Consider the following 25147-nt stretch of genomic DNA (forward strand, 5'->3'; position numbering starts at 1 on the left):
GCTAAATTACAAGTCTTTACGCAAGGTGTCCAGCATTTCGCCTAACAAGCGAGCGTCATCTTTTTTCAGGTTTTTAGCCACCCCGTCAAACAGGCTATTGAGATTAGGTTCAACAGCATCCAGCATGTCCAGGCCTTTTTTGGTGATCATAATATCCACCTTGCGCCTGTTATCGCGGCACTCTTTGCGCACTACCAGTCCTTTTTCCAGCAACTTGTCTATCAGCCTCGATACGTTCGACATTTTCTGGATCATCCGTTCCTGGATCTCGAACAAAGGCATAGCCTCACCTTGCTGGCCGCGCAGGATGCGTAGCACATTATATTGAGGTTCAGTCAGGTCAAAAGGCTTCAGCACCTGGTTAATGCGGCTAAGGAGCCAGGTACCGGTGTACATGATGTTTAGAAAAGCTCGGGAATAGGGGTCTTTAATGGGCTTTGTTTTGATGATATCTTCAAGGATCGACATGCAGGTATGTTATATATTTCTTTGTTCCAATACAAAAATAAGCAACGGCTCAGTATTTTGCATAAAATTTAAAAATGTTGGAGATAGCAATTGTTAACGGACCAAATCTAAACCTGGTTGGAACAAGGGAACAGGACATTTACGGGAATGTACCGCTCGATGCTTTTCTCGACAGTCTAAAGCAAAAATACAAAGATATCGCAATACGTACCTATCAATCAAACGTTGAGGGTGAACTGATAGACTATCTACATAGCTGCCGCGGACAAGTAGAGGGTGTTATCTTAAATGGTGGCGGTTACACCCATACCAGTATAGCCCTGGCAGATGCTATTGCCGCTATCAACATACCGGTTGTAGAAGTTCACATTTCCAATATCTACGCCCGCGAAGAATACCGCCAGCGCTCTATTACAGCCTCTAAGTGCGTTGGCTGCATAACAGGTCTTGGGCTAAAGGGCTATGCTCTGGCTATTGAATACTTCATCGACAAACTAGCCTCTAAAACCTCTTAAGAACGAGGTAACATCCATGCGCTTTTTGCCTTCCTGCTGCAGTTCATCCAAATACAACCAGCCGTCTTTAGCTGCAAAGCGCAGGTAAGTTTTAGCGTCTGTGTCCAGCGTCCCAGGCTCTTTTCCGTGTGTGGCTGCTTCCGCGTGTGAGATGTATATCTTTAGGAACTTGCCGTTGTGCATAGTATACGCCACCGGGTACGGAGAAAGCCCCCTTACCAGGTTATGGATATCAAGAACAGGCTTGTCCCAGTCGATCAGGGTAGTTTCCTTAAATATCTTAGGCGCATGCTTCAATGCTGATGAAGCGACACTTTGCTGCGGGATCTCGTTGATGGTCCCTTCAGCAAGACCTTTTACAGTTTCCACCAACAGTTCGCCTCCCATTTTCATCAGCCTTTCGTATAAGGTACCGATGTTGTCCGCGGGTTCTATCGGAGTACTCTTTTGCAGCAGTATATCGCCCGTGTCGATCTCGTGTTTCAGTTTGAAGGTTGTTACACCAGTTTCTGTTTCACCATTAATGATCGCCCAGTTGATAGGCGCCGCACCACGGTATTGCGGAAGTAGCGACGCATGGACGTTGATGGTACCCATTGGCGGCATATTCCACACCCCCTCAGGCATCATCCTGAATGCTACCACTACTTGTAGGTCAGCCTTCAAGCTCTGCAGTTGCGCAATAAACTCTGGGTCTTTTAGCTTGACCGGCTGTAAAACCGACAACCCTTTTTCAAGGGCATATTGTTTTACTGCTGAGGCATTCAGCTGCATACCGCGGCCTGCGGGCTTGTCGGGCGCTGTAACAACGGCTACAACGTTTGCTCTGGCCTGAACCAGGGCGTCGAGCGAGGCAACGGCAAAGTCTGGCGTGCCGTAGAATACAATGCGGAGATCGGATAAAGAAGGCATAAAATCGCTGCAAAACTAACCTGATTTAACATTTTGCCGACATTTATAGCTTAAACTTTCCTAACTTAAGATTGTCTATTATATATAAACGAAAGGGAGCTGGATGTCCGGAACGGCCATAGAAATTGACGACAGTATTATCCTGGCGTCATTCAAAGACGAGAAAACCCGTGAAGTAGCCTTCACACAATTGGTACGAAAATACCAGCAGCGGCTGTATTGGCATGTCCGCCGTATGGTAGTGGAACACGAGGATGCGAACGACGTATTGCAAAATGTGTTCATAAAAGTGTGGAAGAACCTGGAGAACTTTAAGCAGGAATCGAACCTGTACACCTGGCTATACCGCATTGCCACCAACGAGACGCTAACCTGGCTGGAGCAGCAAAAACGTCGCGGTTCCATATCGCTCGACGATTCAGAATCATCGGTAGCTGGTAAACTGGAAGCGCAAAAGGGATTTGATGCTAACAAGCTGGAGTGGAAACTGCAGCAAGCCATACAATCGCTGCCCGAAAAGCAGCGACTAGTCTTCAACCTAAGGTATTATGATGAAATGCCTTATGAAGAAATGGCTGGCGTATTAGATACATCGGTGGGCTCGCTCAAAGCGTCATACCACCATGCTGTTAAAAAAGTGGAAGCGTACATACTGAACAGTTAAACGAAGAACGAAAGAAACGGTCTAAAAGAAAATGAAAGAGCATAACGACATACTGGACGAACTGAGGAGCTTGGGCAGCCCATTGGCTGACATGTCGCGCGCCATGCCTTACGCAGTGCCGGAAGGCTATTTCAGCAATTTTGAGAAACAACTGATCGCTGAAATATCGCTGGAAGGCAGCAACGACCTTTTAAACCTGTCGAAAGAAACACCGCTGCCAGTACCGGAAGGCTATTTTGAGGAGCTGCCGGCTATGATACTTGCCCTCGTGCAGGAGCAACCAAAACTGGAACTACCGAAAAGCAATCCTTTTGAAGTACCTGCCGGTTATTTCGACAAACTGCCTGAACAAATGCTACAGGCAGCAAAAGCTGAAGGGAAGAAGAAAGGGCGGGTGATACCATTTACCACGCACATACAGAAAGGCGTAAAATGGGCAGCGGCCGCCATGTTGGTTGCAGCTTTGGGTATAGGCTCTTACAGGATGTTGACGCCTGCACAATTAACCCCTAGCGAAGAACTGGCGAAACTACCAGCCGATGTGATCAGTGATTATGTGAGTCAGAATATCGACGAGTTTGATATGGAGGTGCTGGAAAGCACAATTAATAATAGCGAGTTACAATCGCTGACCGATGAGGAGATAGATAAATACCTTGAAGAAACAGATTGGAACACAACCAACTAATGCGTTTATTTTTGCGGAGGAGAAGAAAATGAAAAAGATAGGATATTTAATTGCTTGTATACTGTTCACTTGCCTCGCGGCAGTAGCACAACCACGCGGCGAACAAGGAGAGCGTATACGTGCGATAAAAGCAGATTTTATTAAGGAGCGTATACAACTGACACCGGCTCAGTCTTCAAGATTCTGGCCTGTATACAACCGCTATGAGGACGAGCAGCGCGATGTGCGCCGCAAATTTCGCAGTAAATACCCTCAACAACAGGGCGGCTCCAGGAACGAGTTCCAGTCGCGCCAGTTTGTGGATGATAATATTGAATTCAGGGAAGAACGCCTAAATGTGGAACGTAAGTATCGGGACGAATTTCTCCGGGTGATCTCTGCGCAGCAACTGGCTAAGATGTACGAAGCCGAACGCGACTTCAAGCGCATGCTGCTGGAAAACCTTAGGGATCGCGGAGGCAGCAATGGTAATGGCAATGGCAGAGGACGCAGAGGCGGACCGCCGCCAGGCCGCTAAAGCTTTGCTACCGGCGTTTTCACATCGTGGTAAAAAAGAAAATCCCAATCTTCGTTATGGCCTTGCTCAGCATATTGCTCACGCAGGGCCATTGCTTTTTTGCCATCAAAATCATACTTGGCCACGTACTTCATCTTCATCTGCTTCAGCTGTGGTGCCTCATCTCCACCAAAAAATATCTTGTGGCCGTTGTCATCTACCAGGTACACGATATGCTCAGGACAATGTCCGCCTGAATGCGTGTATTTGATGTAGCCATCTATCATTCCTTCTTCGCCATCTGTCCATTTCACCTGGCTACTGGAAAGCAGCGGCTCGATCTCTGATGGATGATATGAGGGCAAGCCTTTCTTCAATGCAAAATCTGCTTCGTTACGATAAATGTAATAGTCAGCATTGGCAAATGTGGTTTTTACCAGCCCGTTATCATCTTTGTATACTACTCCACCGGCGTGGTCTTTATGCAAATGCGACAGCAACACTTTAGTTATTTGCTCAGGCTCGTAACCACAGGCGCGGATATTGGCATGTATCTGCAACACGCCGTCGCTGTTCTTGAAGCCAAGACCTGTATCAAATACGATCAGGTCTTTTGAGGTAACAATAAGAAAAGGAAGTATCTCTACCAGCAACGAGCCAGTAGGCCGGTCGGTAAGAATATCTTTTTCCAGGTCGAAAGGAACAAACTGCTTGTCGTGGCCAATCGTAAAAACGCCTTCGGATAACGGGAATATCTTTGCCATGGGCTGCAAAGTTAACGTATCATAACCGATCGGTCGGAGTCGAGACGTAAAAGTATACACACCAGGATACTGAATGACAACAGCGACGAACCACCATAACTCAGGAATGGCAATGTGATACCAATAACCGGAGCCAGGCCGATGGTCATAGAAATATTGATAGCAAAGTGAAAGAACAGGATAGATGCCACACAATAACCATATATCCGGCTGAAGGCAGAACGCTGCCGTTCGGCCAGGTAAAGAATACGCAGCATTAATGATACGTATATCATGATCAATATAGCGCTACCCACAAAGCCGAACTGCTCACCGACAGCACAGAAGATAAAGTCGGTATTCTGCTCCGGAACGAATTCATTTTTTGTAGATGTACCATTCAGAAATCCCTTACCCCAGAAACCGCCTGAACCGATAGCGATCTTCGATTGAATAACATTGTACTCTGAAGTATTTACTTTCTTGCCGGTCGGTTCCTCACCTTCAGCCACCTTCATGTATTCTGTCGGTACTTCCTGCCCAAGGGTGGAGTAAATACGTTCTATCTGGTGTTTCTGCAGCACATTCTTAAAAATGAACGGCACTGCAAACTGCGAGAATACCACACAAATACCGAACGCAGCAATAAAGATGATGCGGGCAATGCCGTACTTCTTCAGGTCGCGACGCATCAGCCATCCGGCTATTATAGCCATGACGGTGAGCACTATGAATAGCGTAGTGCGATCGACAAGCAGCGTGGCCAGCGTAAGGATAATGATCGAAAATGCAAGGATCAGTATTGCATTGGGTAATCCTTCGCGGTACATCACCAGGAAGAAACAGAAGTACACAAGCGCAAGACCAGTCTCCTGTTGCAATATGATCAACACGGCGGGCACCAGCGCAATTGCGGCACCGATCAGCCTATGCTTGAGTGTTTTAAAATTGGTTTCGGGCGACGATAGAAACTTAGCCAGTGCCAGCGAAGTAAATATCTTACAGACCTCACCGGGCTGAAAACGTACACTACCGACACCTAGCCACGAATGCGAGCCCTTTACATCTACACCTGCGAATATGGTAAGCACCAACAGGAAAAGCCCCATGGTGTACGACAGATAAGCAAAAGATGAGAAGAACTTTGTATCCGTCCACACAATGAGTAGGCCGACAAACAACGAGATACCCAGCCACGTGAACTGACGCATGTGGCTTTTGTTCATCATGAATATGCTCGGGTCTGTGCTCCTGTATTCAACCGAAAATACGGTGAGCAGCCCGATCGTTACCAGGGCAAGATATAACAGTACTGTTATGCCATCGAGCCTGCTAAAAACGGATTTACCTTGATTTTCGGTCATTTGCCTCTAAATATGTTTTTCTTAACCACCTGTTTATGTAGATCGAATCCCTTCTGTGAATGATGCTGTCTTCGTAACGCTGCTTCGCAATCCTGATCATCTCACGCTCCCTATCCTTCCGTTTATTGGCTGAATCGATGTCGTCGATATAAGGATTGATCAGGTTTGCACCCAACATCCGGTCTTCCAGGGGACGCCTACTGCTATCGATATGACCAAACAGGTATTTTTCCATCATCAGACTCGCGATCGGACCTGCCCACGTAGCACCAAATCCGGCGTTTTCTACAATTACGGCGATGGCGATCTTCGGGTTGGTGCGCGGGGCGAAGGCCACGAACACAGAGTGGTCTTTCATCTTCATTGCCTGGCCATTCACTACAGCCTTGTTTTCAACCGTACCTGTTTTTGCACATATCTCCAGTCCCGGTAACTGTGCTACCCTACCTGTACCATGCTCTACCACATCCTGCATACCCAAGGCCACTATCGAGAAGGTTGTATCAGGTATATGAGTCACTTTGTGTTTTACCTGGTACTTTTTCAGAATGGTATCATTCGGGTTGCCACCTATAGCTCGCACAAAGTGCGGTGTATAGTAGTAACCTTTATTTGCGATAAAGGCCATAGCATTCGCCATCTGAAGTGGAGTAACCGCGATCTCACCCTGTCCCATACCTACGAAAAGATTGGTGCAGGAGTTCCACACGCCGCGATACATCTTATTATATAAGTTACTATCTGGTACAAGGCCGGTGCCTTCGTATGGTATATCAACGCCCGTCTTATGGCCGAAACCAAATTCACGACAATACTGGCTCCATACCTGTGTACCCACCTTTACGTTGCCAAACTTCTTAGAATCGGCAATAAGGCGGAAACAGTGTACAAAGTAGGCGTTGCACGAGTGGGCAATAGCCAGCCTTAAGTTAGCTGCGTGGCCGCCACCGGAGTGGGTACAGGCTATACCACGACCGCACTGGAAATAACCACCACCGCATGGATAACCAAATGAAGGCGTGATGGCGCCAACGTCCAGCGCTATCAGCGCGGTCATTGGTTTCATAGTAGAACCAGGTTGGTAAGACGCCTGTGTGGCGCGGTTGTACAACGGGTGTGTGGCGTCTGAATATAGTTTCGAATAGTTCTTTGACCGTTCCCTACCCTTCAGCAGGTTAGGATCATAGGTAGGCGCGCTCACCATGGCCAGGATACCACCTGTCTTGGGATCTATCGCCACGGCGCTGCCTATCTTATTCACGAACAGCTTTTCGGCATATGCCTGCAGCTCTGCGTCGAGATACAATTCAAGGCTACGACCTGCTATAGCAGGAGTATCTAAAGTACCGCGCTTATATGGTTCTGTAGGACGGTTGAAGTTATCCCGCTCCAAGAAGTATACGCCACGCTGGCCGCGCAACACTTCTTCATAGCTGTTCTCCAGGCCGGCAATACCTGCATAGTCCCCCTGCTGGTAAGTTGAATATCGTGGCTTCTTCAGCATAGCTGGCGATACTTCACCAATGTACCCAAGCATAATTGCCGAGCTGGTATTGGGGTATGTGCGTATATGCCGCTCCGACAGTTCGAAGCCGGGGAACATATAAAGATTTTCGTGAAACCTCGCAGTCTGTGCAGGTGAAAGCTCTTCGATAATAGCGCCTTTACGCATCGGGCCATTCTTGATGCGTATACGGGTCAGCAGTTTTTCGAAGGTCGGTTTGTCGATGCCGAGTACATCGCACAGAGAGGTTGTATCCAGATTTTTGGAAACATTATTGGGTGTCACTAGCAGGTCGTATACCACCTGGTTGTACAACATCACTTTTCCTTTCCGGTCATAGATCACACCTCTCGGCGGATATACCACTTTACGATAAATAGCAATATCATTGGCCATGATCTTATACTGATCCTCGAAAACCTGGAGGATGAATAACCTTACCAATATCACTAATGCAATACCGATAAACAGGAACCTGATGACTAACTGGCGCGGGTTGGCCGCTATGGACATGATAATAAAAGCGTTAATAAAACTTCTATCGCAAACCTACTTGAAAAAGCTGATACTACTGTCATTCAAAAACATAATGCTCTGCTAATTTTATCCCCTTCTGTTAGTTGCGAAAAAAAATATTTCGAAAAAAAGTTTTGCCTTTTTACAAAACACGAATTACCTTTGCATCCCGCTAACGCAGTTAGTCCGATGGTGTAACGGTAGCACAACAGATTTTGGTTCTGTTTGTCTTGGTTCGAATCCAGGTCGGACTACTCGAGAAAAGACCTTGCAATACAAGGTCTTTTTCTTTTTGGCTTCTTCGCCATTAAATTATGCTCAAAGCATAAACGTTCCCGAGTTTTTTCCCGTCTATACTACAAACTGTTTTTTTCAGTAATTTGAAAGAGATTAACCCCCGTTTGTATTTAATTATTTGCCACACCGCCATTATGAACAAAAACACACGCTTATCTGTCTCTTTCCGGAGATTACTGCTGGCTCTTTGTATCATCACAGGTTTTCGGTCACACGCGCAGCCGCCGGTTTGCTTCGGTCCGCCCGGTACGGGGTTGATCTACTACCTGCAGGGCGGCATCATGCAGTACAATCCTGCTTTGCCTGTTTCGGGCACTAACCCAACCGCCAATACCATTCCTATGCCTGCAGTAGGTGGCGGCGGACTGGCGGTGAGTAATAACCTGAACGGCCCGGGCCCTTCGCCCACTTTTTATCTTGTAGGCGGCAGCACCGGTACCTATGTGTATTGGGATGGCACTACCTGGGTTAATACAGGTCACATCGCTTCGGCTGTAAATCCCTGCGGTGCTGGTTCGTATATATATTCATTAAATGGCGGCTCGGGACAGGTTTACAGGTACGATGGTACCGGTAACGATGTACTGATCACCACAATAGCGAGCTTTGCATCGGGCGGCCCTTACGATCTTGCAGGCGATAACTGCGGGAACTTTTATGTACTTAGGTTAAACAACACGCCATCCCCCCCTTACCTGAATAAATACGATCCTTCGGGAACCCTGCTGGCTTCTTATACAGTTACAGGGGCCACGCCAACGCTTTCGGGTGGTGGTATGGGCATCATTGGCAACACTGTTTATTGCCACAACTCAAGTGGTTTCTGGATAGGTACAATCGCAGGCACCAATGTAAACTTCACGCTGATGCCAGGCGCGCCTAGTATTAGCCCCAGCGATTTCGGCACCTGCGCCCTGGGCTCGCTGGCTGTATCGCCCAAAGCAAGCATTGACACAGGCTATTATTGTGGTACCGGCGCCGGCATACCTGTAAGCCTTGTAGGCGGTACTCCGGTAACTATCAGCTGGTCTGTAATGAGTGGTGCCGCTACCATTTACGGCTCAGGCGCCAGCGTTACCGTAACGGCAACTTCTGATGCTAAGATATTGATGGATGCAACAGTAACCGATCCATGTGGTGGCTCAGGCACTGTAGTAGGAAAGGATACTGTTACCATTATTGTACCGACTGCCACATTGGTTGCAGGCAACAACCCTACCATTTATGGCTGTGGCGACTACATCGATACTCTTAACGCCAGCATAACAAACATCAAACCATGGATGCCGTACATAATAGCATGGGAGCCGACGTCCAATATCATTTCGGGAGGAGCCACGCTCACACCTGTCATCAATCCTCAGACCAATATGTGGTTCAAGGTTACAGCTACAACTAAAGCAACACAGGGCGGGTGTACCTGGAGCGACTCTGCATTCGTAACACTTGTGGATGCCAAAGTAGACGCAAATTTTGGCTTCCAATACCATTTTGGATGCAACGTCGACACGGTGATGCTGACGGACAGCTCAAAATCAGCACTCGGTGCACTTACTTACTATTGGACGTTCGGCGACGATGACCATGGGACGGCGCTTACTAAAAACCCGATATACCTTTATAAAAAACAAAACTTTTACGAGATCCGTTTGCATATAGCCAATGATCATTGCAAAGACACCGCAATAAAAACTGTAGATCTTAACCACCCGCTTGTAGCAAGATTTGACTTCCCGGACGCTAAGATCTGCGAAGGTGATACTATTGAATTTAATTCTGCCAGTTCCATCATAAGCCTGCCAAGAACACCGGCAAAATATCAATGGTACTTTGGTGATGGTAAAACCGACACCATTGTAAACCCGAGACATGCATACCCGGACACCAAGGTGTACGTCCCTACCCTTATCGTGTTCGACTCATTGGGTTGTACAGATACCATCTCGCACACCATAGACAACATCATACCCAATCCATACGTAGACCTCGGTCCCGAAGACACGCTGATATGTAAACAGCTGCCCCTGCATCTGCCCGCAGGCATTAGTGCCCGCGGCGATAAGTGGGTGTGGAGTGATGGTTCAGAGCAAGCCAGCAAGATCGTCAACAAGCCGGGTATTTATATTGTGAAACTCTACAACGAATGCGGCTTTGGATCAGACACTATTGATATCAAGGTGCAAGATTGCTCAGTTTTCTTCCCGAATGCATTCTCGCCCAATGGCGATGGCAAGAACGACCTGGCTAAGATCATCGGTGACCTGCCAAACGTTACCGCATGCGAGATGGCTATCTTCAACCGCTGGGGCGAAAGAGTGTACTACACGCTTAGCAAAGACGAAGGCTGGGACGGCATGTACAAAGGCGAACCACAACCGATCGGCACTTATTACTATCGAGTAAAGTATACCAGCAGTGGCGAAAAATATGAAATAAAAGGAGACGTCATCCTGGTTAGATAGACGAACTTAAAATTTATGCGAAAGCCTTCCTCAGGGAAGGCTTTCGCATTTAGTAACGGGCATTTTATATCTTTCGCACCAAATCATTGCTAGCATGGCACACCCGTTGCCGGTTTTTATCCTTCAGCTCATCATCATCATCATTGCCTCGAGGCTGTGCGCCTTCCTCTTCAAAAAAATAGGACAGCCTCCGGTGATGGGAGAAATAATTGCGGGCATAGCGTTGGGACCATCATTGTTCGGCGCACTAGCACCGGATATCAGCGCCTTCATTTTTCCGCCGGCCTCGCTGGGCAATCTGCAATTACTGAGCCAGATCGGCCTCATACTTTTCATGTTCGTGATAGGTATGGAGCTTGACCTGAACATCATCAAAAGAAAAGCACGTTCCGCCGTGTTCATCAGCAATGCGAGTATCATCCTGCCATTTGCTTTGGGCGCCGGCTTATCGTTTTTTTTACACACCAGCTATGCTCCTGCAGGAATATCTAAACTGGCGTTTGCCTTGTTCATGGGTATTGCGATGAGTATCACCGCGTTTCCTGTGCTGGCACGCGTACTGAAAGAAAAGAACCTTTCACAAACTAAACTGGGAGCGGTTGCATTGACAGCTGCTGCCATCAATGATGTGACGGGCTGGTGCATACTGGCCTTCGTAATAGCACTGGCAAAAGCCGATGGAATGGCCACATCATTTTACACACTCGGTGCAACCATTGCATACATGGCAGTGATGCTCCTCGCAGTTCGTCCTTTCCTGAAGAAACTATCTGCACAAAAATCAAACGATACGCTGATCAAGCAATCTAGTCTTGCTATTATCTTTCTCATCCTCCTGGGTAGTGCTTATGCCTGTGAGGTGATCGGCATTCACGCGTTGTTCGGTGCATTTATGGCTGGTGTGGTAATGCCGATCGAGTGGAATTTTCGTAAGCTCATTATCGACAAAGTAGAAGATGTTGCTTCTATCATGTTCCTGCCAATATTTTTTGTGCTTACCGGTTTGCGCACGCAGATCAACTTGCTGAACGATCCGGCACTGTGGTCGATTTGCCTGGTGATAATTGCACTGGCCATTATCGGCAAATTTGGTGGTAGCTATATCGCTGCGCGCATAGCGGGTGAATCAAAACACGACAGCCTTGCAATTGGCGCGTTGATGAACACACGCGGCTTGATGGAACTGATCATTCTCAACATCGGTTATGACCTGGGTATTCTTTCTCCGGAGATATTTACCATGATGGTGATCATGGCATTGGTGACTACATTTATGACCAGCCCGGTACTCGATCTGCTGAAGACGAGGCACGATCAGTAAGCTTACATTTCAGCCGCCGATCCTCCACTAATACTTATGGGGACACCCAAAAGGCTTAGCCCTATACGTATACCCGTCATTTGCCTGTTCATTTGATCCCAGGAATGCACCACGTCTACACGCAGGAAACGGTAGGCTTTAAAACCAAGGTTATCGATGCCCGCAAATGCCTCCGTATAGTAGCTATTGGTGCCTGCATAAAATGTATTGGTGCCCAGAACGAGGTACCATTTAGCCTGGCGCAATAATGGAATCTTGTTGGTAAGCAGCCCTTTCAGGTAATATTCCAGGTGCAACTCTCCATATAATTTTGCCGTATTGCTGTATTGGTAATAGGGCGCCAACTGGAAGCTTTTCAAATAGGGCGCTGCCACAAACACTTCATTATCGGCAAGGTGCATCAGGTCTGGCAGGCTCACATATTTGTCATTCAGAAAACCACCAACAGATGCAGTGTATGACATGCTGCCCAGCAACTTCAGGTTCATGTCGTCTTCAACCGAGAACCGCCATTTGTCGAAATCCGTTTTACTGTCAAACACCCCGGCGATCCCTTTCTGGTACCATATGCTGAACAAGGGCCAGTTGCTACCATGCGGTTGCTTATAGGTAGGATACAAAGTATAGGTAGTGCCAGGCCTGTACGCCAGCCATACCGTAGCTAGTGCGGCATTATGTTCTTCCCATTTTACCCAGGCCAGTTCGTCCGGAACGTTTGAGGTCAGCTTTTCGTCCGACCAGGAAAATGAAGTCGTATTTTCTAATGGCAGTCTGTGTTGGTAGTCCATCTTGGCATACCACCTGAAACCATTACCATAGTGGCGCTCTACAAATACAGCTCCGTTCCAGCGCTCATATATTTTCATATGATTGCGCGCACGCAGCAAAGTAGATACTGTATTATACAAAGGCTTTAAAGTACTCTGTGGGTTGTATTGGTAAACGTATTTGCCTCCTTCCGCACCTATCTGCCAGTATCGTCCTTTCCAATCTCGTTGGTTAGTAGTATACACCGTCCTGCCAAGCGCGTTGAAATGTTCGTTGCTGAAGCCGTAACGAGTATAGAGGTTGGTCTGTAATGACTTACCTGTATCAATATTATACTTCCACGAAAACTTCGGTGACACGTTAACACCCTCCACGGTATTATAGTTCACAAGATCGAACGACAATAAAGAGTTTGTAGCGAACTCATGCTTATTTTTCCTTGAGTTGTATTCATAGCCCCCACGCAGAATATCTCCTAAATGAAACCTGTTACCCTTTCTTCTTATTGAATCATTGCGCACGGGATCATTCTGCAAAACCAATATGCTGTCCTTTACAGTATAGTCATGCACCTCATCGCTCTCCAGTGGTATAGGCCGCTTATCTGCCCAGTACGAAGTATCTTTTTTATTGGCATCTTTTTCATAGATGCTAATGATCTTATCGTTGAACACCGTATCTGGCACTGGCTCATTCACCTTTTGCTTGTCATACACCGTAGCCATATACCCTGTTATATCCAACCCGAAAAATTTCAGCGTCAGGTACATCACCTGGTTTTTGATCACCCAGGTATCTTTTTTCATTGGCAGAAACACCTGCTGAAATCTCAGCGTATCAAAAAACTCAAGGTTCGACTTCGTCGTTGCCATCAGGTCAAGGCTGTGTATGGCCCAGTCATCTTCAACAATGTACAACGTGCCTTTTAGCAGTGGTTCGTAATCACGTTTAGGTGTTACTTCAATCTTATTGATGGTGTGGTTTCCTTCGCGAAACTCGCCCTGGTATTTATAAGTATAGTAGTGCAGTGCATTATCGCTAATGGGGGAAACAAAACCTCTTGGGGCTATACCCTGCCACTGGCATGCATTGTTTTCATAAAATGTGATCACCGGCGGTAACTGCGACATACCAAAACCATTTGGATCTCCGCTTTGGCGCACAGAACGGATGATGGTCCGTTCCTTTCCATTGGCCGCATAATAATCTGCTTCCTGCTCTGCCAACATCCAGATGCCCTTACCGCTGGAATCAAAGCCCATCTCTGATTTCGCCTCCTTCCCCTCTTTCTTACTCATCAGGCCAGGTATTGATGTAGGCATAGCGCGATTGCGCAACACTGTTTTCAGATAGGCCGATGTCTGAAACGACTTTACCTGCTCCAGATGGAACTCGCGCTTTTTGATGGCTTTGCGTATGATGGCATAGGCGGGATCTTCCGCATTGGCCTTGATCACTACGGTCTTCATTTCCAGCGCCAGGTCCTGCAACTGAAAATCATGGCTGATCGTTTCATCTCCTTTGATGGTAACTGTAAAGGATGCCTGCTTGAAACCCATGTATTGGCAAAGCACTTTGTGCGTACCGGGCGCCAATTGCAACTGGTATTGGGCTTCAGCATTGGTAGTAGTCCCCATGGTTGTGCCTTGCACAAATACGGTAGCAAATAGCAGCGGTTCTCCTTTATCGTCGGAAACCTTGCCTTTTAATACACCGGCAAATACAGGCAACGATGATATAGTAGCCAGCAACAGGAATAAGCTGTAGAGGTGTTGTCTTTTCATTGTAGTGGGCGAGGGTTAATGAGTCACTCTATCCCGTATATCGGCCGGCCGGGCAAAAAGTTACAGTTTGTTAAAAAAGACCGTGTATCTGCGCATCTATCCGGCGGACTACCTCAGCAAAATCTTCTTCCTTGTCGGCGAAGTTCACTTTGTCTACATCAATGATCAGCAGTGGTCCGTCGCTATATTGGTCGATCCATTTATTGTAGAACTCGTTCAGGCGCTTCAGGTAGTCGAGGCGGATATTTTCTTCATAGTCGCGGCCTCGTTTCTGTATCTGGTCTACCAGCGCAGGTATAGATGCACGCAGGTAGATCAGCAGATCGGGCGGTGCTACCATCTTGCGCAGCGTATCGAACAGAGATGAATAGTTCTCGAAGTCACGTTTGGTCATCAGGCCCATCTCGTACAGGTTGGGCGCAAAGATGTACGCATCTTCATAAATGGTACGATCCTGTATCACGCTGTCCTTGCCATTGCGTAGTTCCTGCTGGTTCTTCAAACGACTGTTCAAAAAGTATATCTGCAAGTTGAATGACCAGCGCTGCATATCCTCGTAAAAATCTACCAGGTAAGGATTGTGCTCATTGTCTTCGAAATGAGCCTGCCATTTATAATGCTTGGCAAGCAGTGTAGTGAGTGTGGTCTTACCTGAACCGATATTGCCGGCAACGGCTATGTGTTTTGGAGGAGTCTTTTTAGCAGGCATAATAGAGTGATCTCTTACCTTATTTTCTACAAGATAATAAGCTATTTAAATAAAAACGCAGCGGGTAGGTTAATTATTAATAATAATTTATCCCTATCTTCTTACGAGCTTCAGCAATGGTTTTTGATGCGCTTTCGCGGGCTTTTTCAGCACCCAGCTTCATGATACGCTGCAGCTGCGGATGGTCTTGCTGCAGGTCTGTAGCACGCTCGCGTATAGGTTGTATGAAGTTCACCATATCCTCAGCCAGCTGCTTTTTCATATCGCCGTAGCGTATGGTGCAGTTGTTATACATGCTTCGGTAGGTCTCCACTGTTTCGTGCTTCGATACCAGGTGCAGCAATTGGAAGATGTTCTGGATATAGTCAGGCATTTCGCTGTCGTGCTCGGTAGGGCCGGCATCGGTCTTTGCCTTCATTACTTTTTTGCGGATGGTATCATCATCGTCGGCCAGGTAAAGAGTAGCATTCACGTTCTCGCTCTTACTCATCTTACCGGTACCATCCAGGCTCGGTACCTTTACCAGCTCATTACTATAGTTGAATGGATACGGCTCGGGAAATGTTTCTCCGTAGCGGCCGTTGAAACGCTGCGCGAAATTGCGCGCCATTTCTACGTGCTGCTCCTGGTCTTTACCTACAGGCACTTTTATGCCTTTGTGTATGAGGATATCGGCCGTCATGAGTACTGGATAGGTCAGCAAGCCAGCATTTACGTTTTGCGGCTGGGTACGCACCTTGTCTTTGAATGTAGGTACTTTCTCCAGCTCGCCTTTGTAGGCCAGCATATTCAGCATCAGGTACAGCTCCGGAATCTCCGGAATGTCACTCTGTGCATACAGGGCCACTTTATCAGGATCGAGGCCACAGGCAATATTCTCAGCCACCACACGGTACACGTTCTCGCGCAGGTGCTCCGGCTCGGGGTGCGTGGTGAGCGAATGGTAATCGGCTACGAAAAAATAGCAGTTATATTCATCCTGCATTTTCACGTAGTTACGCATAGCGCCAAAATAGTTTCCCAGGTGCAGGTAGCCAGTCGAACGAATACCGCTGACAACGATCTCTTTACTCATAACGGCTGCAAGATACAAAACGGGCAGAAAGGAAATGTGTGGGCATAAAAAATCCCCGCCGGTAGCGGGATGCAGGACCTAACCTATGGCTCAAAGATAGACTTTTGAGCAGCTAAATTCCCTTTAAATGGCGCGGCCCGTTTTAAAAGATATCGGAATGCGTCTTTAAAACTTCCATCATACAATGGCGAGAGGCTGGCAGTTTTATAGGTCAACGTGTCTCGGTAGCAGATATAAGACTTACTTTCAAACGCGGCAGTATTTCCATCGCGTATAGCCCCGTCCCAACAGGGGTGGTTATTAAGAGCCCAGTAGTACGTTCCGTTCAATATCTCCTTAAACTCAGAATATTCTTTTTCCGTCAATTCCTGTTTACTGCTTTGGGCGACAGAGTCTTCGCCAATAACAAGTTTACAAAAGAGGTTGGCTTTACTTGATATCCTATAGCCGAATTGATTGCTATCTACATTATCCAGCGCAATTACGGTAAGTACTAGGTAATTGCCGTAAATTATATTATATACAAATCTGTATGCTTCGGTCCGATTATTTCTTAAATCCGACTCCCCAACATTTGCGAGAATCTCTTTCCAGTAACTATATGGTTGCTCCTCCGAAGCACTGCTATTTATTGGTACTGTTGATTCATTTTCCACTTTTAAATTCCTCTCAGGTTTTCCTTTGCAGCTTAAAAGCACACAAAATAACAGCAGTAAATAGTACTTAACCATATTCAGTGAGTGACGGATATGAACGTTTGTGGTAAGATACAAAACCAGCAGAAAGGAAAACGGATGGCATAAAAAATCCCCGCCGGTAGCGGGGATCGGGCTTTTATCTGTAGGGGCTAGCAAAGCCTGAAAGAGATCGGCAGGGTCATGATCACCGAAACTTTCTTGCCTTTGTTTTCACCGGGTTTCCATTGGGGCATACTATTCACCACACGCATGGCTTCCAGAGACAATGCAATGTCAGGCGAGCTTTTCACTTTGGCACCCTGCACATAGCCATTTTCGTCTACAACAAACTCAACGATCACTTTTCCTTCAATGTTTTTCAGCTTTGCTTCCAGGGGGTATTTGATCTCCCTTGCCATATAGGTGTTCATGTCGCCGTTAAACTCCGGCATTTTCTCAGCCTGGTATAGCGCCATTTCAGAGCTAGCAATTGTGTCCTTGTTAACTTCCCATTTCTTTTCCTTGCAGCTCTGCACACCAACCACACTCACAAATAACGCTACTGTTACCACCGCAGACGCGGCGCCTGCAATATATTTACCTGCCCCACCGTTCTTCTTCAGCATCATCAATCTGCGGCGTATCGGGTGTATCATGAACGAATGCGATAAAGGCAGCGTACACCTGTTAAAGGCGCTTGACACCAACAGCTCAGAATAACCTTCGCCATTGGCTGCCTCATCGGCCTGGAACTCGTGCACCTGCTCCAGTTCTTTCTTTATCCATACCAGCAGCAGGTTTGGCCAGAAGAATAGCTGCAACACGTTCAGTAAAATAATATCGCGGGTATGACGAAGGCGTATGTGAGCGACTTCGTGTTCGATTATAGTAGTATTCTGTTCCGCATCGGGCAGGAAGATGTAATTGAACCAGCTACCGGGACCAAAACCTGAATTGGCCACCAGCGTGTATCCGTCAACTTTTGTCTTCTCGCCTTTTGCTATCACCCTCCTAAGCGCGATGATCTTATAAACAAAAGCACCGAGCAATATCAACGATACACAGAGGTAAGCGGCAGCTATTAAATCATAGCCAGCCGACTGTTGCGTGGTACTAACAACCACTTCCGGCAGGCGCACGCTCATCGCAGTTGCAGTTCGTATTTGCTCACCCACCGCTTCAGAAAATTTCAGAAATGGAATTACCACAGGCAACACCGCAGCCGCCAACAGGTACACACGATTGAACGCATGCATCGGGCGATTGCGCAGGAAGAGAACATACACCAGGCACATGAGTGCCGAATAGCTGATAACCTGGATCAAATAGAGCATAGCAGTTTATTTTTTAGGTGAAGATTTTTTTAACTCGTTGAGTATTTCCTCCAGCTCTTTTACGCTGATGTCTTTTTCTTTTGCAAAGAACGACAGCATACTGGCGAATGATCCGTCGAAGTATCGCTTCACGAATTGCTTCATCGAGCGCTTGCTGTAGTCGTCTTTGGCCACAACGGGGAAATATCTATTCGACTTTCCCAGCGACTCGTGACTAACAAAGCCTTTGTCTTCAAGTATCTTTACTATTGTGCTGACGGTATTATAATGCGGCTTCGGTTCTGGAAGGGCATCCACTACATCTTTGATGAACGCCTTTTCCAGTTGCCACAGTATCTGCATTATTTCTTCTTCGGCCTTTGTTAGTGACTTAAAATGTGGAGTCATCTACTAAAATTTTAGTGAAACTACTAAGTTTTTAGTATTACAACTAATTTTTTAGTTGGTATGTTTTTATTTAACATTAACATTACTAAATCAATTTGTTGTTTTAGATTTGTCTAAAATTATTTTTAGGCTAAAATGAAATTAGCTACTACCGATAGATCTTTAAGTGAGGTCCACTCCTCTATCGACCCACATAAGCAACGCAGTCCATGGCGCAAAATGGCGGCCTTCTTTGGCCCCGCTTATTTAGTAAGTGTCGGCTATATGGACCCGGGCAACTGGGCTACCGACCTTGCCGGTGGCAGCCAGTTCGGTTACCGCCTACTCTGGGTGCTATTGATGAGTAATATAATGGCTCTGTTACTGCAATCACTCAGTGCACGCCTGGGCATTGTGCAGGGTAAAGACCTGGCCCAGTGCAACCGCGAGGTGTATCCACGTAAGGTCAACTTTGTATTATATGCAATGGCTGAAATAGCCATCGCCGCCTGCGACCTGGCCGAAGTGCTGGGTATGGCCATAGGTCTGAACCTGTTGCTGGGCATTCCTCTTATCTGGGGCGTGCTCATCACTTTCGCCGATACTATATTGTTACTCTACCTGCAAAAGCTGGGCATGCGCAAGATGGAGGCTTTTATTATTGCACTCGTAGCCATTATAGGGGGTTGTTTCCTACTCGAAATGTTTTTTGCCAAACCTGACTTCGGCGAGATTGCGAAAGGCTTTGTTCCCTCTATACCCAATAATACTGCTTTATATATTGCCATTGGTATCATCGGCGCCACCGTGATGCCACACAATCTTTACCTCCACTCTGCCCTTGTGCAAACCCGCAAGATCAACCGCGACGATGCTTCAATCAAACACGCGATCAAACTAAATACTGTGGATAGCGCCGTAGCGTTAAACATGGCGCTATTCGTCAACGCCGCTATTCTAATACTTGCGGCCGCTGTATTTTATACCGCAGGCAAACAGGATGTAGCATCTCTTAAAGACGCACATTTGTTATTAGCTCCAATGGTGGGCAATACCTGGGCTTCTCATCTGTTTGCAATAGCGCTAATAGCTGCAGGCCAGAGTTCCACAGTTACTGGTACACTGGCTGGTCAGATCGTAATGGAAGGTTACCTGCGACTGCGCCTGAACCCCTGGGCACGGAGGCTGATTACCCGCATGCTGGCCATTGTTCCTGCTGTGCTGGTCATACTTATTATGGGCGAAGAGATGGTAGACAGTATGCTGGTGTTTAGCCAGGTGCTGCTCAGTATGCAGCTGGCATTTGCTGTTATACCACTCATACATTTTGTGAGCGACAGCAAGCGCATGGGTAAGTTCGCTATCGGGCCGGTAACGAAAACATTCGCATGGCTGATCGCTGCGGTAATAGTAGCACTCAACCTGAAGTTGGTGTATGAGTCGGCTGTAGACTGGATATCGTTGACAGATAGTATCTTGTTACAGGGGCTCATTGTGCTTGGCGGCATAGGTTTGGTGGCGCTATTACTCATCACCACCTTCTATCCCTTCCGTTTGCAGAAACGTGAGGCAAGCATCGATGTACACAAACAGATATCAATGGAAACACTCCGCACTACGGTATCAGAACCTTTTAAACGCATAGCACTTGCGCTGGACTATAGCGACAAGGACGAGCGTGTGATACAATACGCGATACAGCTGGGTGATAGTAACACGCAATTCGTTTTGATACATGTAGTAGAAAGCGCACAGGCCCGTATGATGGAAGACGAGGCGCGTGACTATGAGACGATCAAAGACTCTGAACACCTCCAGAAATACGTCAACTTCTTTACCGAGCGTGGCTACAATGCTGAAGGGTTACTGGGCTTTAAACACCGTGTAAAAGAAATAGCACGCATCATCCAGGAAAAAGATGCAGACCTGCTAATAGTAGGTAGCCACGGTCACAAAAAAGTCAGCGATTGGATATTTGGAGAGACCATTAACTCGGTTCGTCACATGATCAAGGTGCCGGTATTTATTGCTCGCTAATGGCTTGATATTTATGCCGTATCTTTAGTATCAGAAGCCAGGTTCTGACTATCACTAAAGTACGAAGCATATGAAGAGCATAGTTACATTCATACTGGTATTAAGCTGTTGCAGCAGTTATGCGCAAAACAGCCATCTCGACTATAAATACGCTGTAAAGCTGTACAACCTGACGACTGTAGCCGACAAGAATCAATTGTACAGAGACAGCAACTATGTACGCAGTGCCAGCTTCGATAAGATAGCCTACCCTGCAGCAGCTGTACAGATAGCCACGAAAAAGAAGAACTTTCACGAGATAGAGCTCAGCGACCTGACCGTTGGCCGCCGCGATGAGCTGACTGAACGCATCTACCCCGACCAAACTACAACCGAACCTGTATCTGGCGCGGTAACTACTGTAACATCGGTTGCAGTGCGCTACGAGTATATCCTGATGTTTGCCAAAAAGAAAGAAGCAAAACTGCTGCCTGCAGTCGGCATTGCAGCCATGCCTTACTATAACCGCTACAGGACAGACCCGGCTATCTCGGCCCTCTTTCCTACCCGCGACAATATATTTGGTATGCGCGCGTTTATCGTTCCCAGGTTGACCTATTATACCAGTAAGAAAATATTCTTCGATCTGAACATACCAGTAAACCTGTTCGATGCGCAGAGCCATAGCACTAACACGCTCAACTCAGCGCTCCCTGCAGAACAGCGAACTACAACAACATTCAACTTTAACGGCCTCCCGGCTTATTATTCAGTGAGGTTAGGTGTGGGCGTGAAATTATAGAAGATAAAATTTAATATTTTTACGTATATTTGCTATAATAAATAGCAGGTATCGATGCGCCAATATTCCCTATCAACAATACCACCGCACTTCAGGAGATTTCTCTCCCGCTCATGCGGGATCAGATTAACGGCTTGCATTTTTTCGCAACAAACTGCAACAAATTCAGGTTCGTATTCAATATCGACAATAAATGGCAACCAATTCAAGTCTTTCACAAAAACACCTCATTTCGACAACAAACTGGGACAGCGAGCTCGTTGCGGCCAATGGAAAAACATCAAAAACGACAACAAAAGACAACAAACGCAGCTTTGGCAACGTATTTGTAACTTTATTATTGAAAGCTAACCCATGGCAGACTTTATAAAGTATACCGAGCAGCCATCCAACCATAGAGACCTGGAACACAAGACGATAGCAGAGCTTTTGACTGCTATCAATGGAGAAGACGAGACGGTTCCCTTTGCTGTAGAGAAAGCCCTTCCACAAATAGAAAGGTTGACCGAAGCCGCAAGTGAGCAGATGCTATCGGGCGGACGGTTGTTCTATATTGGTGCGGGTACCAGTGGCCGGCTAGGCATAGTAGACGCAAGCGAATGTCCTCCCACTTTTGGCGTCCCACCGGGGCTGGTCATCGGCATCATAGCCGGCGGACATGAAGCCATACTACAGGCCGTGGAATTTGCAGAAGATGATACAGAACAGGGCTGGAAAGACTTGCAGGAACATAAGATCAACGAACACGACGTAGTAATTGGCTTGGCGGCAAGTGGCACTACTCCTTACGTAATTGGCGCCCTCGAAAAATGCAGGGAGAACGGCATACCTACTGGCTGCATAGTGTGCAATCCCGGCAGCCCGGTAGCGCAGCTAGCCGACTACCCGGTTGAAGTGGTCGTTGGTCCTGAATTTGTGACGGGTAGCACCCGCATGAAAAGTGGTACAGCTCAAAAGCTGGTGCTGAACATGATATCTACCACCGTGATGATACAGCTGGGCCGGGTGGAAGACAACAAAATGGTGAATATGCAGCTGACCAACGACAAACTGGTAGACCGTGGTGTGAAGATGGTGATGGAGCGGTTAAAGATGAAAGATTACGAAAAAGCCAAAGACCTGCTACTGAAATATGGCAGCGTAAAAAAAGCCATCGAAATGCGTGAAAAATAAAATCCAACAACCCTGTCGTAGTTTTGCTGCGTTTACTCCTTTGCTCATGCGCACTCGTCTCCTCCGCGGCATTTTGTTAGCCGCTATATTTTCTTACAGCCATGCCCATGCTATCGCCCAGCAAAAGGGGGAGATCATTTACCGCAACAATTTTGACAATCGTGTAGAAATGGGCGGTTGGGATGGTAAATATAAGCTGGTAACAAAGGACGGTAACAGTGCGTTGCGCGTTACATCCAATCATAAACTTTCGGTCAACTTACCCGTAGAAAAAGCGAAAGGAGCAACACTGCTGGTAAAAACGCGGCTAAAAGCAGAAAATGTGTCGCAGCCTAAAAAGCCATGGAATGGTATAAAACTAATGCTGCATAGTGTGTTGCCATGGACCGACGAACGCCCGCAGGCAACCCTTCCATCAGGTTCTTTTGACTGGACAGAGCAATCTATGCTTGTCAACATCTCACCCAGTACAGATACACTAAGCCTGATCACGGGACTGGAAAGCGTAAAGGGCCGTATCTGGTACGACTACATTGAGATCAGCATCCAAGAGCCGGCACAACAGTTGCAGCTCGCTCCGAAAACCACGAACACAGGCACCGGCAACCAAACCAAGTTGCGCGGAATGATGATCAACACCTTTGCTACTGCCGACGACCTCCGCACGCTCGCATCATGGGGTGCGAACCATGTGCGCTGGCAGTTGACCTGGGGAGGATTCCCCGCATCGGGTGCAGACACTGCAAGCATTACATCGTATAACCAATGGCTTGGCACAGCCTTACACCATATTGATACGCTGCTCCCCTTGTGTCGGCAACTTGGCATAAAGGTGCTGATCGATATTCATTCGGTACCCGGTGGGCGCGTTGATGGATCTATTCACCGCATTCTCAGGGAAAAGGAATGGCAGCAAGCGTTGCGCGATGTTTGGAAGCAGATAGCTACCCGATACAAAGACAACACCGTAGTTTGGGGTTATGATCTGGTAAACGAACCAATAGAAGGCATAGTACCCGCTGGCCTGATGAATTGGCAGCAACTGGCCGAAGTTGTGGCCGGGGACATACGAACAGTCGACACAACTCACATTATCGTAGTAGAGGCCGCTCCTGCAGGTAACCCAGAAAGCCTTGAACACTTCAAACCGATCTCTGTTTCAAATGTTGTCTACAGCTTTCACATGTATCACCCTATGGCGTTTACCCACCAGGGAGTTAATGACACCAGCGAGCACGTTCTCTATCCCGGTATTATACAAGGCAAGAAATGGAACAAAGCAACACTTGAAAAATTGCTGCAGGGTGTTCGCGACTGGCAAAACACCTATAATGTTCCGATCTATGTAGGCGAGTTCAGCGCCATCCGTTGGGCACCGTCGGAAAGTGCATTTTATTACTTGCGTGATTGCATAGATATTTTTGAGGAGTTTGGCTGGGACTGGGCTTACCACGCCTTTCGCGAATTTCATGGCTGGAGTGTAGAACACGACACCAACCGGTATAACCGGGCACCAAGCCCCACCCCTACCCAGCGTCAGCGCCTGTTCATGCAGGCATTCGACAGAAACAGGTTGCCGGCTCGCACAAGAACATATTAAGGCAAAGATTATAATGGTCCGGACGTTGTAATCAGCTCAAAACAAGGTTATTTTGCATACTAATGGCGCTCTATATAGCTTCTTTGAATTCGGGCAGTAACGGTAATTGCTATTATATCGGCAACCATAAGGACGCGGTGTTGATAGACGCCGGCCTCTCGTGTCGTGAAACGGAAAAGCGCATGAAGCAGGTTGGCCTATCCATGAGCAAAGTACGGGCCATCTTTATCTCGCACGAGCACTCAGATCATATAAAAGGAGTCACACTACTATCAAAAAAGTATAACCTGCCCGTGTACATCACAACACGGACCATGCAGTACGGACGACTCTTTGTGGACGAACGCCTTGCGAAGACCTTTATAGCATTTGAGCCTGTGCGTGTAAACAACATAAACGTCACAGCCTTTCCAAAAGAACACGATGCCATAGAACCGCATAGCTTCATAGTTGACTATGCCGGAATAATTATAGGCGTCTTCACCGACATAGGCATACCCTGCGATAACCTGGCGCGCCATTTCCAGAAATGCCATGCGGCTTTCCTGGAAGCCAATTATGATACGACTATGCTGGAACTGGGCAAATATCCCATTCACCTGAAGAACCGCATACGTGGCGGCAAAGGGCACTTGTCCAACAACCAGGCGCTACAGTTTTTCCGCGAGTACAAGCCGGCGCATATGAGCCATTTACTTCTGTCACATTTGTCGCAGGATAATAACTCGCCCGAGCTGGTAAAGGAATTGTTTGAAACACATGCCAACGGTGTGCGGGTGATTATCGCATCGAGATATCAACCCTCCGAAGTATTCCTGATAGAAAATCCGCTAGCGCCTAAATATGAAGAACCGAAGAAAGAAGAGCCTGTACAGGCCTCATTATTCGGATAA

General features: G+C 47.1%; 22 protein-coding genes and 1 tRNA gene. 12 read left to right on the forward strand and 11 right to left on the reverse strand.

The genetic code is table 11. The annotated features are described in order from the left end of the window. Nucleotides 1–6: 6 nt before the first annotated feature. Nucleotides 7–468, reverse strand: coding sequence for a MarR family winged helix-turn-helix transcriptional regulator (locus P2W83_RS16515; protein WP_276134875.1), 462 nt, complete (start codon nt 466–468; stop codon nt 7–9). A gap of 74 nt (nt 469–542) precedes the next feature. Here P2W83_RS16515 and aroQ point away from each other — a divergent pair, with 74 nt between their 5' ends. Further along, nucleotides 543–983: a type II 3-dehydroquinate dehydratase gene (gene aroQ / locus P2W83_RS16520; protein WP_276134876.1), complete on the forward strand. Its 441-nt coding sequence runs from the start codon at nt 543–545 to the stop codon at nt 981–983. On the opposite strand, the gene fmt is transcribed toward aroQ, so the two are convergent. Beyond that, nucleotides 963–1895: a methionyl-tRNA formyltransferase gene (gene fmt, locus P2W83_RS16525; protein WP_276134877.1), complete on the reverse strand. Its 933-nt coding sequence runs from the start codon at nt 1893–1895 to the stop codon at nt 963–965. The two genes, aroQ and fmt, sit on opposite strands and share 21 nt — an antisense overlap. A 103-nt stretch (nt 1896–1998) precedes the next feature. On the opposite strand from fmt, the gene P2W83_RS16530 reads away from it, so the two are divergent. Genes P2W83_RS16530 through P2W83_RS16540 form a run of 3 tightly spaced genes read left to right on the forward strand, consistent with a single transcriptional unit; the run spans nt 1999 to nt 3764 of the window. Further along, nucleotides 1999–2559, forward strand: coding sequence for an RNA polymerase sigma factor (locus tag P2W83_RS16530; protein ID WP_276134878.1), 561 nt, complete (start codon nt 1999–2001; stop codon nt 2557–2559). Between the two features lie 31 nt (nt 2560–2590). Beyond that, nucleotides 2591–3247 (forward strand): hypothetical protein, encoded by a 657-nt coding sequence (locus tag P2W83_RS16535; protein ID WP_276134879.1) that lies wholly within the window; start codon nt 2591–2593, stop codon nt 3245–3247. Further along, nucleotides 3216–3764 (forward strand): hypothetical protein, encoded by a 549-nt coding sequence (locus P2W83_RS16540; RefSeq protein ID WP_276134880.1) that lies wholly within the window; start codon nt 3216–3218, stop codon nt 3762–3764. The genes P2W83_RS16535 and P2W83_RS16540 overlap by 32 nt, the downstream gene beginning before the upstream one ends. On the opposite strand, the gene P2W83_RS16545 is transcribed toward P2W83_RS16540, so the two are convergent. The 3 genes from P2W83_RS16545 to mrdA are packed head-to-tail and all read right to left on the reverse strand — an operon-like array spanning nt 3761 to nt 7867. Further along, entirely contained in the window at nt 3761–4507 is a 747-nt protein-coding gene (locus P2W83_RS16545) for an MBL fold metallo-hydrolase (RefSeq protein WP_276134881.1), read from the reverse strand. The genes P2W83_RS16540 and P2W83_RS16545 overlap by 4 nt on opposite strands. Nucleotides 4508–4518: 11 nt before the next feature. Further along, nucleotides 4519–5850: a rod shape-determining protein RodA gene (gene rodA, locus P2W83_RS16550; protein ID WP_276134882.1), complete on the reverse strand. Its 1332-nt coding sequence runs from the start codon at nt 5848–5850 to the stop codon at nt 4519–4521. Next, complete coding sequence (mrdA, locus tag P2W83_RS16555) at nt 5831–7867, reverse strand: penicillin-binding protein 2 (RefSeq protein WP_276134883.1); 2037 nt, start codon at nt 7865–7867, stop codon at nt 5831–5833. Before mrdA ends, rodA begins: the two co-directional genes overlap by 20 nt. Before the next feature lie 186 nt (nt 7868–8053). Here mrdA and P2W83_RS16560 point away from each other — a divergent pair. The 3 genes from P2W83_RS16560 (at nt 8054) to P2W83_RS16570 (ending at nt 11950) form a co-directional block, all read left to right on the forward strand. Then, nucleotides 8054–8124 (forward strand) — tRNA-Gln (locus tag P2W83_RS16560). Between the two features lie 177 nt (nt 8125–8301). Further along, complete coding sequence (locus P2W83_RS16565; protein WP_276134884.1) at nt 8302–10629, forward strand: PKD domain-containing protein; 2328 nt, start codon at nt 8302–8304, stop codon at nt 10627–10629. 94 nt (nt 10630–10723) lie between these two features. Further along, nucleotides 10724–11950, forward strand: a complete 1227-nt coding sequence (locus P2W83_RS16570; protein ID WP_276134885.1) for a cation:proton antiporter domain-containing protein — start codon at nt 10724–10726, stop codon at nt 11948–11950. 2 nt (nt 11951–11952) lie between these two features. Here P2W83_RS16570 and P2W83_RS16575 read toward each other — a convergent pair whose 3' ends face one another. The 6 genes from P2W83_RS16575 to P2W83_RS16600 form a co-directional block, all read right to left on the reverse strand. Continuing rightward, the gene (locus tag P2W83_RS16575; protein ID WP_276134886.1) at nt 11953–14502 is read right to left on the reverse strand and encodes a DUF5686 and carboxypeptidase regulatory-like domain-containing protein; all 2550 of its coding nucleotides are present in this window, start codon (nt 14500–14502) and stop codon (nt 11953–11955) included. Nucleotides 14503–14572: 70 nt separating this feature from the next. Further along, nucleotides 14573–15211: a deoxynucleoside kinase gene (locus P2W83_RS16580; protein WP_276134887.1), complete on the reverse strand. Its 639-nt coding sequence runs from the start codon at nt 15209–15211 to the stop codon at nt 14573–14575. Nucleotides 15212–15287: 76 nt separating this feature from the next. Continuing rightward, nucleotides 15288–16286 carry a tryptophan--tRNA ligase gene (gene trpS, locus P2W83_RS16585; RefSeq protein WP_276134888.1) on the reverse strand — a complete coding sequence of 333 codons (999 nt, stop codon included), beginning with the start codon at nt 16284–16286 and terminating at the stop codon, nt 15288–15290. A gap of 83 nt (nt 16287–16369) precedes the next feature. Beyond that, entirely contained in the window at nt 16370–17017 is a 648-nt protein-coding gene (locus P2W83_RS16590; RefSeq protein WP_276134889.1) for a hypothetical protein, read from the reverse strand. A 116-nt stretch (nt 17018–17133) separates the two neighbouring features. Then, a complete protein-coding gene (locus tag P2W83_RS16595; protein ID WP_276134890.1) occupies nt 17134–18297 on the reverse strand; it encodes a M56 family metallopeptidase in 1164 nt (387 codons plus the stop codon). A gap of 6 nt (nt 18298–18303) precedes the next feature. Then, on the reverse strand, nt 18304–18684 hold the full coding sequence (locus tag P2W83_RS16600) for a BlaI/MecI/CopY family transcriptional regulator (protein WP_276134891.1): 381 nt from the start codon (nt 18682–18684) through the stop codon (nt 18304–18306). Between the two features lie 135 nt (nt 18685–18819). Between P2W83_RS16600 and P2W83_RS16605 the strand changes: the two genes are divergently transcribed. The 5 genes from P2W83_RS16605 to P2W83_RS16625 all read left to right on the forward strand — a co-directional run bounded on the left by P2W83_RS16605 (nt 18820) and on the right by P2W83_RS16625 (nt 25147). Then, nucleotides 18820–20700 (forward strand): Nramp family divalent metal transporter, encoded by a 1881-nt coding sequence (locus tag P2W83_RS16605; protein WP_276134892.1) that lies wholly within the window; start codon nt 18820–18822, stop codon nt 20698–20700. Nucleotides 20701–20770: 70 nt separating this feature from the next. Continuing rightward, nucleotides 20771–21481, forward strand: a complete 711-nt coding sequence (locus tag P2W83_RS16610; RefSeq protein WP_276134893.1) for a hypothetical protein — start codon at nt 20771–20773, stop codon at nt 21479–21481. Nucleotides 21482–21835: 354 nt separating this feature from the next. Next, nucleotides 21836–22654 (forward strand): N-acetylmuramic acid 6-phosphate etherase, encoded by an 819-nt coding sequence (gene murQ / locus P2W83_RS16615; RefSeq protein WP_276134894.1) that lies wholly within the window; start codon nt 21836–21838, stop codon nt 22652–22654. A 46-nt stretch (nt 22655–22700) separates the two neighbouring features. Beyond that, the gene (locus tag P2W83_RS16620) at nt 22701–24254 is read left to right on the forward strand and encodes a glycoside hydrolase family 5 protein (RefSeq protein WP_276134895.1); all 1554 of its coding nucleotides are present in this window, start codon (nt 22701–22703) and stop codon (nt 24252–24254) included. A 62-nt stretch (nt 24255–24316) separates the two neighbouring features. After that, nucleotides 24317–25147: an MBL fold metallo-hydrolase gene (locus P2W83_RS16625; RefSeq protein WP_276134896.1), complete on the forward strand. Its 831-nt coding sequence runs from the start codon at nt 24317–24319 to the stop codon at nt 25145–25147.

Source organism: Polluticoccus soli (assembly GCF_029269745.1).
GTDB lineage: Bacteria > Bacteroidota > Bacteroidia > Chitinophagales > Chitinophagaceae > Polluticoccus > Polluticoccus soli.